This is a genomic window from Pseudomonas sp. MDT1-85, assembly GCF_054898065.1.
This window is the reverse complement of record NZ_CM142715.1, coordinates 5,978,448-5,991,973: the sequence shown is the minus strand read 5'-3', so window position 1 is coordinate 5,991,973 and position 13,526 is coordinate 5,978,448. Positions and strand designations below refer to the sequence as shown.

Sequence of the window (13,526 nt, the reverse complement as noted above, 5' to 3'; positions counted from 1 at the left end):
ACAGGCCGGGGATGATAACGCAATGTTGGTTGCTTCTTGGCTGTTCTCGATCAACGAGTCTTGAGCTTCTGATCGATGGCATCCATCAAAAGGCCACCAATGTCGGTGCCGAACGCGTTATCGATCTCACGAATGCACGTCGGGCTGGTGACGTTGATTTCAGTCAGATGCTCACCGATCACGTCGAGACCGACGAACAGCAAGCCCTTCTCACGCAGGGTCGGGCCGACTTGCTCGGCGATCCAGCGATCTTTCTCTGTCAGCGGTCGGGCTTCGCCACGGCCACCGGCGGCGAGGTTGCCACGGGTTTCACCGAGCGCGGGAATCCGGGCCAGGCAGTAATCCACCGGCTCGCCGTCGATCATCAGGATGCGTTTGTCGCCATCAACGATCGCCGGCAGGTAGCCCTGGATCATGATCTGTTGACGGCCATGCAAGGTCAGGGTTTCGAGAATCACCGACAGGTTCGGATGGCCAGCGGTGTGACGGAAGATCGACGAGCCGCCCATGCCGTCCAGCGGCTTGAGGATCACGTCACCGTGATGGTCGGCGAATTCACGCAACACGTCCGGGCGCCGGCTGACGATAGTCGGCGGCGTGCACTGCGGGAACAGCGTGGCGAACAGCTTTTCGTTGCAGTCACGCAGGCTTTGCGGTTTGTTCACCACCAGTACGCCGGCATTTTCCGCTTGTTCCAGCAAATACGTGGAATAGACGAATTCCATGTCGAACGGGGGATCCTTGCGCATCAGGATCACGTCCAGGTCGCTCAGCAACGCGTCGCTTTCAGCGCCCAGCTCAAACCATTTTTCCGGGTTGGCGAACACCTTCAGCGGACGCATCCGCCCGCGAGCCTCGCCTTCGGCCTGATACAAATCGCGCTGTTCCATATAGAACAGTTCCCAGCCACGCTTTTGCGCGGCCAGCAGCATGGCCAGCGAGCTATCCTTTTTATAGGAGATGCTGGCGATAGGATCCATGACAATCCCGACGCGAACGCTCATGGGGTTTTCCTCGAAATTGGGGTGGAAAGTGTTGTGAAAAAGTGGCGTCAGAGTGGCGCTGAGTGTGTTCCCGGTCAAGGAAAAACCACCGCCAGGGTCGCCCGATAGATTGGAGGGGGAGACTGTGCTAAAAAGACTGCCATGTCGGGCTAGCCCTTGAGTATCAAGGGTTTCGAGTCGCCGATGAGCGGTAAACGGACAATTTGATTCACAAAGGCGACGGTAGAGCCACTATGGAACAGCATTCCAGCGCCTTGAAGGTCATGGTGATCGATGATTCGAAAACGATTCGTCGCACCGCCGAAACGCTGTTGAAAAATGTGGGCTGTGAAGTCATCACCGCAATCGATGGTTTCGATGCCCTGGCCAAGATTGCCGACAATCACCCCGGCATCATCTTTGTCGACATCATGATGCCGCGTCTGGATGGTTATCAGACCTGCGCTTTAATCAAGAACAACAGTGCGTTCAAGTCCACGCCAGTGATTATGCTGTCGTCCAGGGACGGGTTGTTCGACAAGGCCAAGGGTCGGATCGTCGGTTCCGACCAGTTTTTGACCAAGCCTTTCAGCAAGGAAGAACTGCTGAACGCGATTCAGGCCCATGTACCGGGCTTCGCCGCCGTTTCGCCGCAGTAGGACACGCACAGTGACGCTCGGCCATGGGGCCCGGTGTCGACAAGAATGGGGAAGACCATGGCACGTATTCTGATCGTCGATGACTCGCCGACCGAAATGTACAAATTGACCGGCATGCTCGAAAAGCACGGTCATGAGGTGTTGAAAGCCGAAAACGGCGCCGACGGCGTGGCCCTGGCCCGTCAGGAAAAACCCGACGCAGTGCTGATGGACATCGTCATGCCCGGCCTCAATGGTTTCCAGGCGACCCGTCAGCTGACCAAAGACCCGGAAACCGGGCACATTCCGGTGATCATCATCACCACCAAGGATCAGGAAACCGACAAAGTCTGGGGCACACGCCAGGGCGCCAAGGACTACCTGACCAAACCGGTCGACGAAGAAACACTGATCAAGACCCTGAACAACGTGCTGGCCGGTTGATCGTCCGGTCATGGCCGAGTCGCTGACGGCTTTCGAACTGCTGCTGCAGATTGACCAGCGCTGTCGTCTGCTGGCCGCGGACCTGCCGTCCCAGCCGACCCGACAGGACAGCTGGAGCGGCATCGGCTTTCGCTTGGGCGAGCATTGGTACGTCGCGCCCATGCGCGAAGTCAGCGAAGTCCTGCACGAACCGCGCGTTACCCAATTGCCGGGGGTCAAGCCTTGGGTCAAGGGCGTGGCTAACCTGCGCGGGCGCCTGCTGCCGATCATGGACTTGTATGGCTTTTTTTATGGTTATGAGCCTGGCCATGAACTGCCTGCCTTGCGCAAGCAGCGGCGGATATTGGTGGTGGAGCACAAAGACGTGTTTGCAGGGTTGATGGTCGACGAGGTCTTCGGCCTTCAGCACTTTGCCCAGGACAGTCTGGAGCCGGTGCCGGTCGATGACTTGCAAGGGCCGATGTCGGCGTTCGTCAAAGGCCGGTTTCAGCGTGAACAGAAGTGGCAGGTATTCAGCCCGTTTGCGTTGGCGCAGTCGCAAGGATTCATGAACGTGGCGCTGTAAACCCTGTGGGAGCGAGCCTGCTCGCGATTGAACGATAACGCGGTGCTTCCTGATACACCGCGGCGCCTGAATCGTGAGCAGGCTCGCTCCCACAGGTTCTTCGGCAAGCTTTACAGGGTGTTGGTTAACAGGCGAGGACCGATGATAAAAGCAAAAACAGGCAAGCCAGAAGGGTCGCGCAGTCGGTCGCAGATCATCGTGCTGTTTATCGCGCTGATCGTCTTCATCATGCTGCTGTTTGCCAATTTCGCGTACCTCAACACCCAGGCGAATTACGACAAACAGTACATCGGCCACGCCGGTGAGCTGCGCGTGCTGTCTCAACGCATTGCCAAGAACGCCACCGAAGCCGCCGCCGGCAAGGCCGCGGCGTTCAAGTTGCTCAGCGATGCGCGCAACGACTTCGCCCAGCGTTGGGGCTATCTGAAGAAAGGCGATCCTTCCACCGGCCTGCCGCCGGCACCGTCCGACGTGCGCCCGGAAATGCGCGCCGTGCAGCTGGATTGGGAGCGTCTGCTGAAAAACACCGACGCCATCCTCTCCAGTGAACAGACCGTGTTGTCCTTGCATCAAGTCGCCGCGACCCTGGCCGAAACGGTGCCGCAGTTGCAGGTCGAATACGAAAAGGTCGTCGAAACCCTTCTGCAACGTGGCGCCCCGGCCACTCAGGTGGCGATGGCCCAGCGTCAGTCGCTGCTGGCCGAGCGAATTCTCGGTGCAGTGAACACCGTGCTGTCCGGCGATGAAAATTCGCAGCAGGCGGCCGACGCTTTCGGTCGCGACGCGGCGCGTTTCGGCCTGGTGCTCAACGGCATGCTTCAAGGCAATGCGGCACTGAAAATCAGCCAGGTCGAAGACCGTGATGCGCGCGCCCGGTTGACCGAGATTTCCGAACTGTTCGAATTCGTGTCGGGTTCGGTGGACGAAATCCTCGAAACCTCGCCGCAGCTGTTCAAGGTCCGCGAATCGGCCACCAACATCTTTACCCTGTCGCAAACCCTGCTCGATGAAGCCTCGCAACTGGCCAGCCGTTTCGAAAACCTCGCCGGCGGGCGCAACACCGATACCATCGGTGGCTATGTGCTGGGCTTGTTGGCGCTGATGTCGATCATTCTCATCGGCCTGGTGATGGTGCGCGAAACCAACCGTCAACTGCGTGAAACCGCCGAGAAGAACGAGCGCAACCAAAATGCGATCATGCGTTTGCTGGACGAAATCGAAGACCTCGCCGACGGCGACCTGACCGTGACCGCCTCGGTGACCGAGGACTTCACCGGCACCATTGCGGACTCGATCAACTATTCCGTCGACCAGCTGCGCGATCTGGTAGCAACCATCAACCTCACCGCCGGCCAGGTCGCCGCCGCCGTGCAGGAAACCCAGGCCACCGCCATGCACCTGGCCCAAGCCTCGGAGCATCAGGCGCAGCAGATTTCCGAAGCCTCCATGGCCATCAACGACATGGCCCAGTCCATCGATCAGGTCTCGGCCAACGCCGCCGAATCCTCTGCGGTGGCCGAACGTTCGGTGGAGATCGCCAACAAGGGCAACGAAGTGGTGCACAACACCATCCATGGCATGGACAATATTCGCGAACAGATTCAGGACACCGCCAAGCGCATCAAACGGCTGGGGGAGTCTTCTCAGGAAATCGGCGACATTGTCAGCCTGATCGATGACATTGCCGATCAGACCAACATCCTCGCCCTCAACGCGGCGATTCAGGCGTCCATGGCCGGTGATGCCGGACGCGGTTTTGCGGTGGTGGCCGACGAGGTGCAGCGTCTGGCCGAGCGTTCGTCCGCGGCCACCCGGCAGATCGAAACGCTGGTGCGGGCGATTCAGACCGACACCAACGAGGCGGTGATTTCCATGGAACAGACCACCACCGAAGTGGTGCGCGGCGCGCGTCTGGCGCAGGATGCCGGGGTGGCCCTGGAAGAAATCGAAGGTGTATCGAAGACCCTCGCGGCACTGATCCAGAGTATTTCCAACGCCGCGCAGCAACAGACTTCGTCGGCCGGCCAGATTTCCCTGACGATGAACGTGATCCAGCAGATCACCACGCAGACCTCGTCCGGCTCCACTGCCACCGCCGAGAGCATTGGCAACCTGGCGAAAATGGCCAGCCAGCTGCGACGTTCGGTGTCGGGTTTCACCTTGCCGGCCAAGTCTGCGGACAACGCTTGAACCGCCTCTGGGCGGATGCATCTTGATTGGAGTGGTTATGGGTGATCGGCACGACTATGTGGCCCTTGAGTGGGTCAAAGGCGAGATTGCCGAAACGCTGAAGCAGGCTCATCAGGCAATCGAAGCCCTGATCGACGACCCGCAGGCGACGCACGCGCTGAGCGAGTGTCTGGCCTGTGTCCATCAGGTTCACGGCAGTTTGCAGATGGTCGAGTTTTACGGCGCGGCCCTGCTCGCCGAAGAAATCGAGCAGCTGACCAGCGCCTTGCAGCAGAACCGCGTCAGCCATTGTGACGAGGCGATCCATCTGTTGCTGCACGCGTTGGGGCAATTGCCGACTTACCTCGACCGAGTGCAAGGCGCCCGTCGTGACTTACCGCTGGTGCTGTTGCCGCTGATCAACGACCTGCGTAGCGCTCGCGGCGAAAGCCTGTTGTCGGAAACCAGTTTGTTCAGCCCGCAACTGCCGGAGCTGCCGCCCCTGAGCCCGGAAGCGCTGGCACTGCTTGAACCGTCCGACTTGCCGAATGTGCTGCGCAAGTTGCGGCAGATGTTGCAGATGGCGCTGGTCGGTTTGTTGCGCGAGCAGGATGACGAAACCCACTTCGGTTATTTGGCCAAGGTGTTTGCGCGCCTCGAGGCGCTATGCGACAACGCGCCGCTGAGCCCGTTATGGCAAGTCGCTTCGGCACTGGTCGAGGGCATGCGCAATGGCTCGATCGTCAACAGCCCGGCGTTGCGCAGCCTGTTCAAGGACGCCGACAAAGAGCTCAAGCGTTTGCTCGAACAGGGCATGCCCGGCATCAATCAACCGGCACTGCCGGAGCTGCTCAAGAGTTTGTTGTTCTATATTGCCAAGGCCGAACACCCCACCGGGCAGATGCTGACCATGAAAGATCGCTACTCCCTTGACGACGCGCTACCCGACGGCGCGACGGTCGATGAAGAACGAGCAAGGCTGGCCGGCCCTGACCGCGACGCCATGCGCTCGGTATTGTCGGCGCTGTGCGAAGAGCTGGTGCGGGTCAAGGAGCGCCTGGACTTGTTCGTGCGCAGCGACCGCCAGCACACCTCCGACCTCGAAAGCCTGCTGGCGCCCCTGCGGCAAATCGCCGACACCTTGGCGGTGCTCGGTTTCGGCCAGCCGCGCAAAGTCATCATCGATCAATTGGCGGTGGTGCTGAGCCTCGCCCAAGGCCAGCGTGAACCTAACGACGCGACCCTCATGGATGTCGCCGGCGCCTTGCTCTACGTCGAAGCGACCCTGGCCGGCATGGTCGGTACCGTGGAGCCGGAAAGCCAGGAAGACAGCCGTCTGCCGACCACCGATCTGACGCAGATCCATCAGATCGTGATCAAGGAAGCGCGCATTTGCCTGCAACAGGCCAAGGACATGATCGTCGACTACATCGACGCCGACTGGGACCGCCAGCATCTGCAACCCTTGCCGGCGTTGCTGACCCAAGTGCGTGGCGCATTGTCGATGATTCCGTTGGCTCGCGCGGCGAGCCTGGTCGAGACCTGCAACGGCTTCATCCGCGAGCATCTGCTGGTGGACCCGGGCCAGCCTGGCTGGCAGCAACTGGACAGCCTGGCCGACGTCATCACCAGCATCGAATATTACCTGGAACGCCTCGGCGACGACCCCGAAGCACCGGGGGAACACCTGCTCGACATCGCGGAAAAAGGCCTGGCCTCACTCGGCTTCTTCCCCAGTGAACAGCAGGTGCCGATGCTCAAGGATGTGCTCAGCCCCAGTGAAGCCCTGGTCATGCAAGACATGCAGGAACTGGACGACCCTGAAACCGTTCAGTCTCTGGCCGATGTGTTGGCCAGCCCCGTATCGTCCGTCAACCCGCCTGCGCTGACGACGCCAGGTAGCCTGTTGCCGCCGCCCGCCGGTGAAGAACCGGTGGACGATGAATTGCGGGAAGTCTTCCTCGAAGAAACTGACGAGGTGCTGGAAATCCTCAAAGAGTATCTGCCGCGCTGGTCGGCCAACCCCGACAGTACATCGGTCTTGAGTGAATTGCGCCGTGCCTTCCACACCCTCAAAGGCAGTGGCCGTATGGTCCGTGCGCTGGTGCTGGGTGAGTTGGCCTGGGCGGTGGAAAACCTACTCAATCGCGTGCTGGAACACAGCGTCGCCCCAGGGCCGGCGGTGCAACAACTGGTGGGCGATGCGCTGAAGCTGCTGCCGGAATTGGTGACCGAATTCGCCGCCAATGCCCAGCGCCAACGCAACGATGTCGATCAATTGGCCGCCCGCGCCCATGCCTTGGCCAAGGGTGATAAGCCTGTGTCCGATGAGGACGTGCAGGATGTCGCGGCGCTCGATCCACTGTTGCTGGAGATCTTCCGCAACGAAGCCGAAACCCATTTGAGCAGCCTCAACCGCTTCCTCGACCAAGCCTCCGAGCACGTACCGCTTCAGGCCAGCGACGAGTTGCAACGGGCGTTGCACACGCTCAAGGGCAGCGCCTCGATGGCCGGCGTGCTGCCGATTGCCGAATTGGCGGCGTCGCTGGATCAACTGGCCCGGGAGTACAAGGCCCACCGAATTGCCCTTGATCTGGACGAAGTCGAATTGCTGCTGGAAGCCGAAGGGCTGTTCCGCCTTGGGCTGCGCCAGCTCAAGAGCGATCCGCTGGCTGAAATCCCCGACGCCCGCTCGTTGATCGAGCGAACCCACGCATTGCTGGCCGAGCGTCTGCAAAGCCTGTTGAGTGCGCCCGATACGGAGCTGCGCATCAAACGCGATCCGCAACTGATCAACAACTTCCTCGCCCAGGGCATGGACATCCTGCTGGACGCCGAAAGCCTGTTGCAGCGCTGGCAGCAGCATCCCGGCGAGCGGCAGGAACTCAGTGCGCTGCTGGACGAATTGACCACCCTCGGCGAAGGCGCGCAGCTGGCCGATCTGCATCCGGTAGATGAGCTCTGCGAAGCGTTGCTCGACCTTTATGGCGCGGTGGAAGAAAGCAGCCTGGCGGTCAGCGACAGGTTTTTCCACGAGGCGCAAAGTGCCCATGAAGCGCTGATCAACATGCTCGACGAGCTGGCCGCCGGCCAGGAAGTCACTGCGCAACCGGAGCGCATTCGGGCCTTGCGCGGCTTGCTCGACGAGAGTCTCGATCCCTCGTCCATGGGCCTGATCCGCAGCGACGGCAGTCGCACCCTGAGCATCCGGGAACTGGGCAGTGCCACCGCCGAGTTGGAGCAAAGCGCGACGCAGGTGGAGCTGGACGACGAAATCGTTTCGATCTTCCTTGAAGAGGCGGTGGATATCCTCGAAAGCGCCGGCCAGGCCTTGCAGCGTTGGCTGAGTGATCCGGACAACGCCGCCCCGCTGTCGTCCTTGCAGCGCGACCTGCACACCCTCAAGGGCGGTGCGCGGATGGCCGAGGTCGGGCCGGTCGGCGATCTGGCTCATGAACTGGAAAGCCTTTACGAAGGTCTGGTGGACCGCCGTTACAGCCACAGCGAAGCGCTGGCGCAGTTGCTGCAACAGAGCCATGACCGACTGGCCATGTTCCTTGATCAGTTGCAGCACAATCGTCCGTTGGGTGACCCGGGCGAATTGATCGAAGCCATTCGTGAGTTTCGTCAGGGCAATGCCGGCAGCGCCGGGGTGATCGAGCCAGCGGTCAGCGATGACTCGGCCGGCCATGATCCCGAGCTTCTGGAAATCTTCCTCGAGGAAGGTTTCGACATCATCGAAAACTCCGGCGCGGCACTGTTGCGCTGGGAAGCCGAGCCGTCGAATCGCCAGGAAGTGGAAACCCTGCTGCGCGACCTGCACACCCTCAAGGGTGGCGCACGGATGGTGGAGATTGTGCCGATTGGCGACTTGGCCCATGAACTGGAATTCCTCTACGAAGGCTTGTCGGCGGGCGTGCTGCAACCCACCACCGAGTTATTCTCGTTGTTGCAACGCAGCCATGACCGACTGGCGCAGATGCTCGACGCCGCCCGCGCCGGTCAGCCATTGCCGCCGGCCGATCGGCTGATCGACGCGATCCAGAATTTCAGCCATCCGGCGGTGACCGAAACATCGGCACCCGTGACGCTGCCCATAGCGCCCAAAGCCGAGCCAGCCGCACCCCAACCTGAAGGCACTGACACGGTCAAGGTCTCGGCAGAATTGCTCGACGACCTGGTCAACCTGGCCGGGGAAACTTCAATCTTCCGTGGCCGCATCGAACAACAGGTCAACGATGCACGGGTGGCGCTGAGCGAGATGGAAACCACCATCGAGCGTATGCGCGACCAGTTGCGCCGTCTCGATACCGAAACCCAGGGGCGGATTCTCAGCCGTCAGCAAGTCGAAGCCGAGCGCCTGGGCTACGAAGAGTTCGACCCGCTGGAGATGGACCGTCACTCGCAGCTGCAACAGCTGTCGCGGGCGCTGTTCGAGTCTGCTTCCGACCTGCTCGACCTCAAGGAAACCCTCGAACGGCGCAATCATGACGCGGAAAACCTGCTGCAACAGCAGGGCCGCATCAACACCGAATTGCAAGAAGGCCTGATGCGTACGCGCATGGTGCCGTTCGAACGAATGCTGCCGCGTTTGAAACGCATCGTTCGGCAGGTCGCCAGCGAACTGGGCAAGGACGTGGACTTCGTCGTTGGCAACGCCGAAGGCGAGATGGACCGCAACGTCCTCGAACGCATGGCCGCGCCGCTGGAACACATGCTGCGCAACGCCGTCGACCATGGGCTGGAATCGACCGAGGTGCGTATTGCGGCCGGCAAACCGGCCCAAGGCAAGATCACCCTCGACCTGTCGCGAGAGGGTGGCGACATCATTTTCGACATCCGCGACGACGGTGCCGGCGTGCCGCTGGACGCCGTGCGGCGCAAGGCGATCAAGCGCGGGTTGCTCGACCCGGACAGCGACATCAGCGACCGCGACGTGCTGCAATTCATCTTGCAACCGGGGTTTTCCACCGCCGAAAAAATCACTCAGATCTCTGGGCGTGGCGTGGGCATGGACGTGGTTCACGAAGAAGTCCGGCAGCTCGGCGGCAGCATGATCATCGACTCTGTGCCTGGGCAGGGCGTGCATTTCCGGATTCGCCTGCCGTTCACCGTGTCGGTCAACCGCGCGCTAATGGTGCAATGCGGGGAGGATCAATACGCGATCCCGCTGAACACCATCGACGGCATCGTTCGTGTGTTGCCCAACGAACTCGAAGGGCATTACCGGCTCGATCCGCCGACCTACGAATATGCCGGGCAACGTTATGAATTGTGCTATCTCGGCGAGCTGCTGAAAACCAGCACCCGCCCGAAGCTGCTGGGCCAGAGCCTGCCGTTGCCGGTGTTGCTGGTGCAGTGCAACGAACGGCATGTCGCGGTGCAGGTGGATGCCATGGCCGGCACCCGGGAAATCGTGGTCAAAAGCCTTGGCCCGCAGTTCGCCGCGGTGCAAAATTTGTCCGGCGCGACGATTCTCGGCGATGGCCGGGTGGTGCTGATTCTCGACTTGCTGTCGCCGATCCGCGCCATGCAAACGCGGGTGCCGCAACGACCGGTGACGCAGGACGTAGAGCCCGAGTCGCAACGGCCGTTGCTGGTGCTGGTGGTCGACGATTCGGTCACCGTGCGCAAGGTCACCAGCCGTCTGCTGGAGCGCCACGGCATGAACGTGCTGACCGCCAAGGACGGGGTCGACGCCATGTTGCTGCTCGAAGAACACATGCCCGACCTGATGCTGCTGGACATCGAAATGCCGCGCATGGATGGCTTCGAAGTGGCCACCCAGATTCGCGCCGACGAGCGCTTGCAGCATCTGCCGATCATCATGATCACCTCCCGTACCGGCCAGAAACACCGCGACCGCGCCATGGCCATCGGCGTCAACGACTACCTCGGCAAGCCATACCAGGAATCGGTGCTGCTCGACAGCATCGCCCGATGGAGCAAAACCCATGTATGAGCATCGCTCCAGCAATCTCACTGGGCTTTTATTGCCCTTGGCTGACCGCAACCTGATCCTGCCCAACGTCGCTGTCGCTGAACTCATCGATTACCAACCCGGCGCCTTCGACCTCGACACACCGCCGTGGTATCTGGGGTTGGTGAAGTGGCGGGATCGGCAGATTCCGTTGCTCAGTTTCGAGTCGGCGTGTGGCAACAAAGTGGTGATCGGTGAGCGAGCACGGATCGTCATCCTCAACGCCCTCGGCGGGCGGCCTGAGCTGAAGTTCATTGCGCTGCTGGTACAGGGGATTCCGCGCTCTTACAAGCTCGACAGTCAGTTGAGTTATGTCGATGTGCCGTTGTGTGCGCTGGAGCAGGCGGCGGTACAGGTGGGGGAGCAAGTGGCCAAGGTGCCGGATTTGTTGGCGCTGGAGGAGCTGCTCGTAAAGGCCGGTTTAGCCAGCTGATCGTTGACTGGCCCCAACTGATCGTTCCCACGCGCAGCAAAGGCATGCCTCAAGGGACGCTCCGCGTTCCATCTCGCGAAAGGGACGCAGAGCGTCCCGGGCTGCATTCCCACGCAGAGCGTGGGAACGATCATGAACAAAGGTTTCTGCGTTAAACCCCGGCCTGGGCTTTCATCTGCAACGACTCATGATGATCCAGCACCCGCTCCACCAACAACTGCACGCCATCTGCCAAACGACTGAGCGCCAAGGCTACAGAGCGGCGTGAGCCTTCCACATCGTCCGCCAGATCGGCAGCAATGGCGCTGATGGACAGCAGGTCTTCGGAGGCGTTGGCCAGAAGGGCTTCGGTGTCGATATCGGGGGAGACGGTGAAGAGCTGGGACTTACGGCGTTTGGCGGGTTTTTCGTGGGGTGACGGGAAGTAATGGGAGAAGGCGCGGTCAGCGGCTTCCTTCATTTTTTCTGCATCGAGGGATGCTTGGGAATCGGTCCCGGATTCTGGCGGGTTGGGAGTAGCTTTGAACATAGTGAAGCTCCATTTAATGAGTTTCAGCTGCTCCCTCGGGTTCCAATCGAAGGGGTGGCAGCTGTACGCAGGTTGGAACCCGGGGTAAACGGACAAAACCCGGCAGACACGAAGGTCTCCCGCGCACAGCCGCCATAACGGAGTGCACACATTAAAGGTGCGCAAGCATACGTTATGAAAGGCGCTTTTACGCCGTCTACACCTCGGGGTTCCAAACCCGGTCGCTGAGGTTGTCAGCGACACACAAACGATAAAGATCAACGCAAAACCGCACCAGTCAGCGGGTTCCGGCATTGCTGTAGGCAGCGACGCCAGATTGCGTAGCCTCTCACCGTTCCAGCGGACAAACTTTTAAACACAAAACCCCAAGCGGTCGGACCTCCCCTGTGGCGAGGGAGCTTGCTCCCGCTGGGTTGCGAAGCAGCCCCAAAACCTGCAACCGAGGTGTATCAGGTACACCGAGAACAATGGTTTACGCTGCGTCAGGTTGAAGATTCCCAAAAAGGGACCTATCGTTCCTTTTTTGGGACTTATCGGTCGTTGCCGTGAAAAACCTGTCACTAAGCGAAGCCTTGTTCACCACCACCCAGCAAAAAGTGCTCGGCCTGCTGTTTGGTAAACCCGACCGAAGTTTTTATGCCAACGAGATCGCCCGCTGGGCTCAAGTGGGTAAAGGCAGCCTCATGCGCGAACTGGATCGGTTGCAGCGGGCAGGCGTGCTGACCATGACCCGTCAGGGCAACCAGACCCACTATCAAGCCAATCCCGACTGCCCGATCTATGCCGAACTGCTGGGCATCGCCCGCAAAACCTTTGGTATTGCCGAGCCTCTGCGTCAGGCGCTCCAACCCTTTGTCGAACAGATCACTTGGGCATTTGTGTACGGCTCTATCGCCAAGGATCAGGCAAACGCATCCAGTGACATTGATCTCATGCTGATCGGCGAGGGCCTTCACTACAGTGAAGTGATGGAGCGGCTTATACCGATGGAAGAGCAGTTGGGCCGCGTCCTCAACCCGACGCTCTACACCCCCGACGACTGGGTCGCGAAACTGGCGGCTGAAAACAGTTTTGTCGTGCGGGTAGCGCAGCAGGACAAGATCAATCTGATGGGGGGAAACCCTTTGGAGTCCAAGGATGGGCAGCAACGAGAACCTGGAGAATCTGTTACGTAGCGGTGGACTGAAAGCTGAGCCGCTGGATCGCAAGGAATGCGAAGGGCTCATGCGTTCGGCTGTGGATCGATTGAAAGACGCGCAAACGTCTTCGCTTTCCTTCGCGAGTCGTTTCGACCTGGCTTACAACGCTGCCCATGCCCTTGCACTGACGGCTCTTCGCTTGTGCGGCTACCGTTCAGACAAGCGATATCTGGTGTTTCAGTGCCTGATTTATACCGCTGATATTGGCAAAGTACAGGTTCGGCTATTCGCCCTGTGTCATGAACGACGAAACTTGGCGGAGTACGAAGGCTATATGGATGAAGATCCGGCGTTGTTGGCGCAGCTATTGGAAAGCACCGAGCAGCTATTTATTCACGTACAGCAGCAGATGACCGGAGTGTAATGCTCCGTCATTGAAAACTGCAGGGATTATTTCTTGCCTCTTCGCGGGCAAGTCGGATCGCCGCACCGCTCGCTCCTACGGATTGGTGTGAAATGCGGTTTCTGTGAACGACATATACCCGTAGGAGCGAGGCTTGCCCGCGATGCAGGCGACATGGCCGAAAATCAAGATCAAAAGATCGCTGCCTTCGGCAGCTCCTACAGTGGAATTTGTGTTTTGAAA

General features: G+C 60.1%; 10 protein-coding genes. 8 read left to right on the top strand and 2 right to left on the bottom strand.

Annotated features, from left to right (window positions below; all coding sequences use genetic code 11):
* Positions 1–50 precede the first annotated feature (50 nt).
* The gene (gene gshB / locus ACYZT2_RS26980; RefSeq protein WP_461968790.1) at positions 51–1,004 is read right to left on the bottom strand and encodes a glutathione synthase; all 954 of its coding nucleotides are present in this window, start codon (positions 1,002–1,004) and stop codon (positions 51–53) included.
* A gap of 233 nt (positions 1,005–1,237) precedes the next feature.
* On the opposite strand from gshB, the gene pilG reads away from it, so the two are divergent.
* The 6 genes from pilG to ACYZT2_RS26950 all read left to right on the top strand — a co-directional run bounded on the left by pilG (position 1,238) and on the right by ACYZT2_RS26950 (position 11,212).
* Complete coding sequence (gene pilG / locus ACYZT2_RS26975; protein ID WP_007939368.1) at positions 1,238–1,642, top strand: twitching motility response regulator PilG; 405 nt, start codon at positions 1,238–1,240, stop codon at positions 1,640–1,642.
* 57 nt (positions 1,643–1,699) lie between these two features.
* A complete protein-coding gene (gene pilH / locus ACYZT2_RS26970; RefSeq protein WP_008068134.1) occupies positions 1,700–2,065 on the top strand; it encodes a twitching motility response regulator PilH in 366 nt (121 codons plus the stop codon).
* Between the two features lie 10 nt (positions 2,066–2,075).
* A complete protein-coding gene (locus ACYZT2_RS26965) occupies positions 2,076–2,630 on the top strand; it encodes a chemotaxis protein CheW (RefSeq protein WP_461968787.1) in 555 nt (184 codons plus the stop codon).
* 141 nt (positions 2,631–2,771) lie between these two features.
* A complete protein-coding gene (locus tag ACYZT2_RS26960; RefSeq protein ID WP_461968785.1) occupies positions 2,772–4,820 on the top strand; it encodes a methyl-accepting chemotaxis protein in 2,049 nt (682 codons plus the stop codon).
* A gap of 37 nt (positions 4,821–4,857) precedes the next feature.
* Positions 4,858–10,761, top strand: a complete 5,904-nt coding sequence (locus ACYZT2_RS26955; RefSeq protein ID WP_461968783.1) for an Hpt domain-containing protein — start codon at positions 4,858–4,860, stop codon at positions 10,759–10,761.
* Positions 10,754–11,212, top strand: coding sequence for a chemotaxis protein CheW (locus ACYZT2_RS26950; RefSeq protein ID WP_461968781.1), 459 nt, complete (start codon positions 10,754–10,756; stop codon positions 11,210–11,212). Before ACYZT2_RS26955 ends, ACYZT2_RS26950 begins: the two co-directional genes overlap by 8 nt.
* Before the next feature lie 151 nt (positions 11,213–11,363).
* On the opposite strand, the gene ACYZT2_RS26945 is transcribed toward ACYZT2_RS26950, so the two are convergent.
* Positions 11,364–11,741: a DUF6124 family protein gene (locus ACYZT2_RS26945; protein WP_123357313.1), complete on the bottom strand. Its 378-nt coding sequence runs from the start codon at positions 11,739–11,741 to the stop codon at positions 11,364–11,366.
* 545 nt (positions 11,742–12,286) lie between these two features.
* On the opposite strand from ACYZT2_RS26945, the gene ACYZT2_RS26940 reads away from it, so the two are divergent.
* Positions 12,287–12,916, top strand: a complete 630-nt coding sequence (locus ACYZT2_RS26940; protein ID WP_461968779.1) for a nucleotidyltransferase domain-containing protein — start codon at positions 12,287–12,289, stop codon at positions 12,914–12,916.
* Positions 12,879–13,304 (top strand): hypothetical protein, encoded by a 426-nt coding sequence (locus tag ACYZT2_RS26935; RefSeq protein WP_461968777.1) that lies wholly within the window; start codon positions 12,879–12,881, stop codon positions 13,302–13,304. The genes ACYZT2_RS26940 and ACYZT2_RS26935 overlap by 38 nt, the downstream gene beginning before the upstream one ends.
* Positions 13,305–13,526 lie beyond the last annotated feature (222 nt).

Coding starts and splice junctions, on each gene's coding strand:
- ACYZT2_RS26950 (WP_461968781.1), top strand. CDS start 10,754: ATGTATGAGCATCGCTCCAGCAATCTCACTGGGCTTTTATTGCCCTTG.
- ACYZT2_RS26965 (WP_461968787.1), top strand. CDS start 2,076: ATGGCCGAGTCGCTGACGGCTTTCGAACTGCTGCTGCAGATTGACCAG.
- gshB (WP_461968790.1), bottom strand. CDS start 1,004: ATGAGCGTTCGCGTCGGGATTGTCATGGATCCTATCGCCAGCATCTCC.
- ACYZT2_RS26960 (WP_461968785.1), top strand. CDS start 2,772: ATGATAAAAGCAAAAACAGGCAAGCCAGAAGGGTCGCGCAGTCGGTCG.
- ACYZT2_RS26935 (WP_461968777.1), top strand. CDS start 12,879: ATGGGCAGCAACGAGAACCTGGAGAATCTGTTACGTAGCGGTGGACTG.
- pilG (WP_007939368.1), top strand. CDS start 1,238: ATGGAACAGCATTCCAGCGCCTTGAAGGTCATGGTGATCGATGATTCG.
- ACYZT2_RS26955 (WP_461968783.1), top strand. CDS start 4,858: ATGGGTGATCGGCACGACTATGTGGCCCTTGAGTGGGTCAAAGGCGAG.
- ACYZT2_RS26945 (WP_123357313.1), bottom strand. CDS start 11,741: ATGTTCAAAGCTACTCCCAACCCGCCAGAATCCGGGACCGATTCCCAA.
- pilH (WP_008068134.1), top strand. CDS start 1,700: ATGGCACGTATTCTGATCGTCGATGACTCGCCGACCGAAATGTACAAA.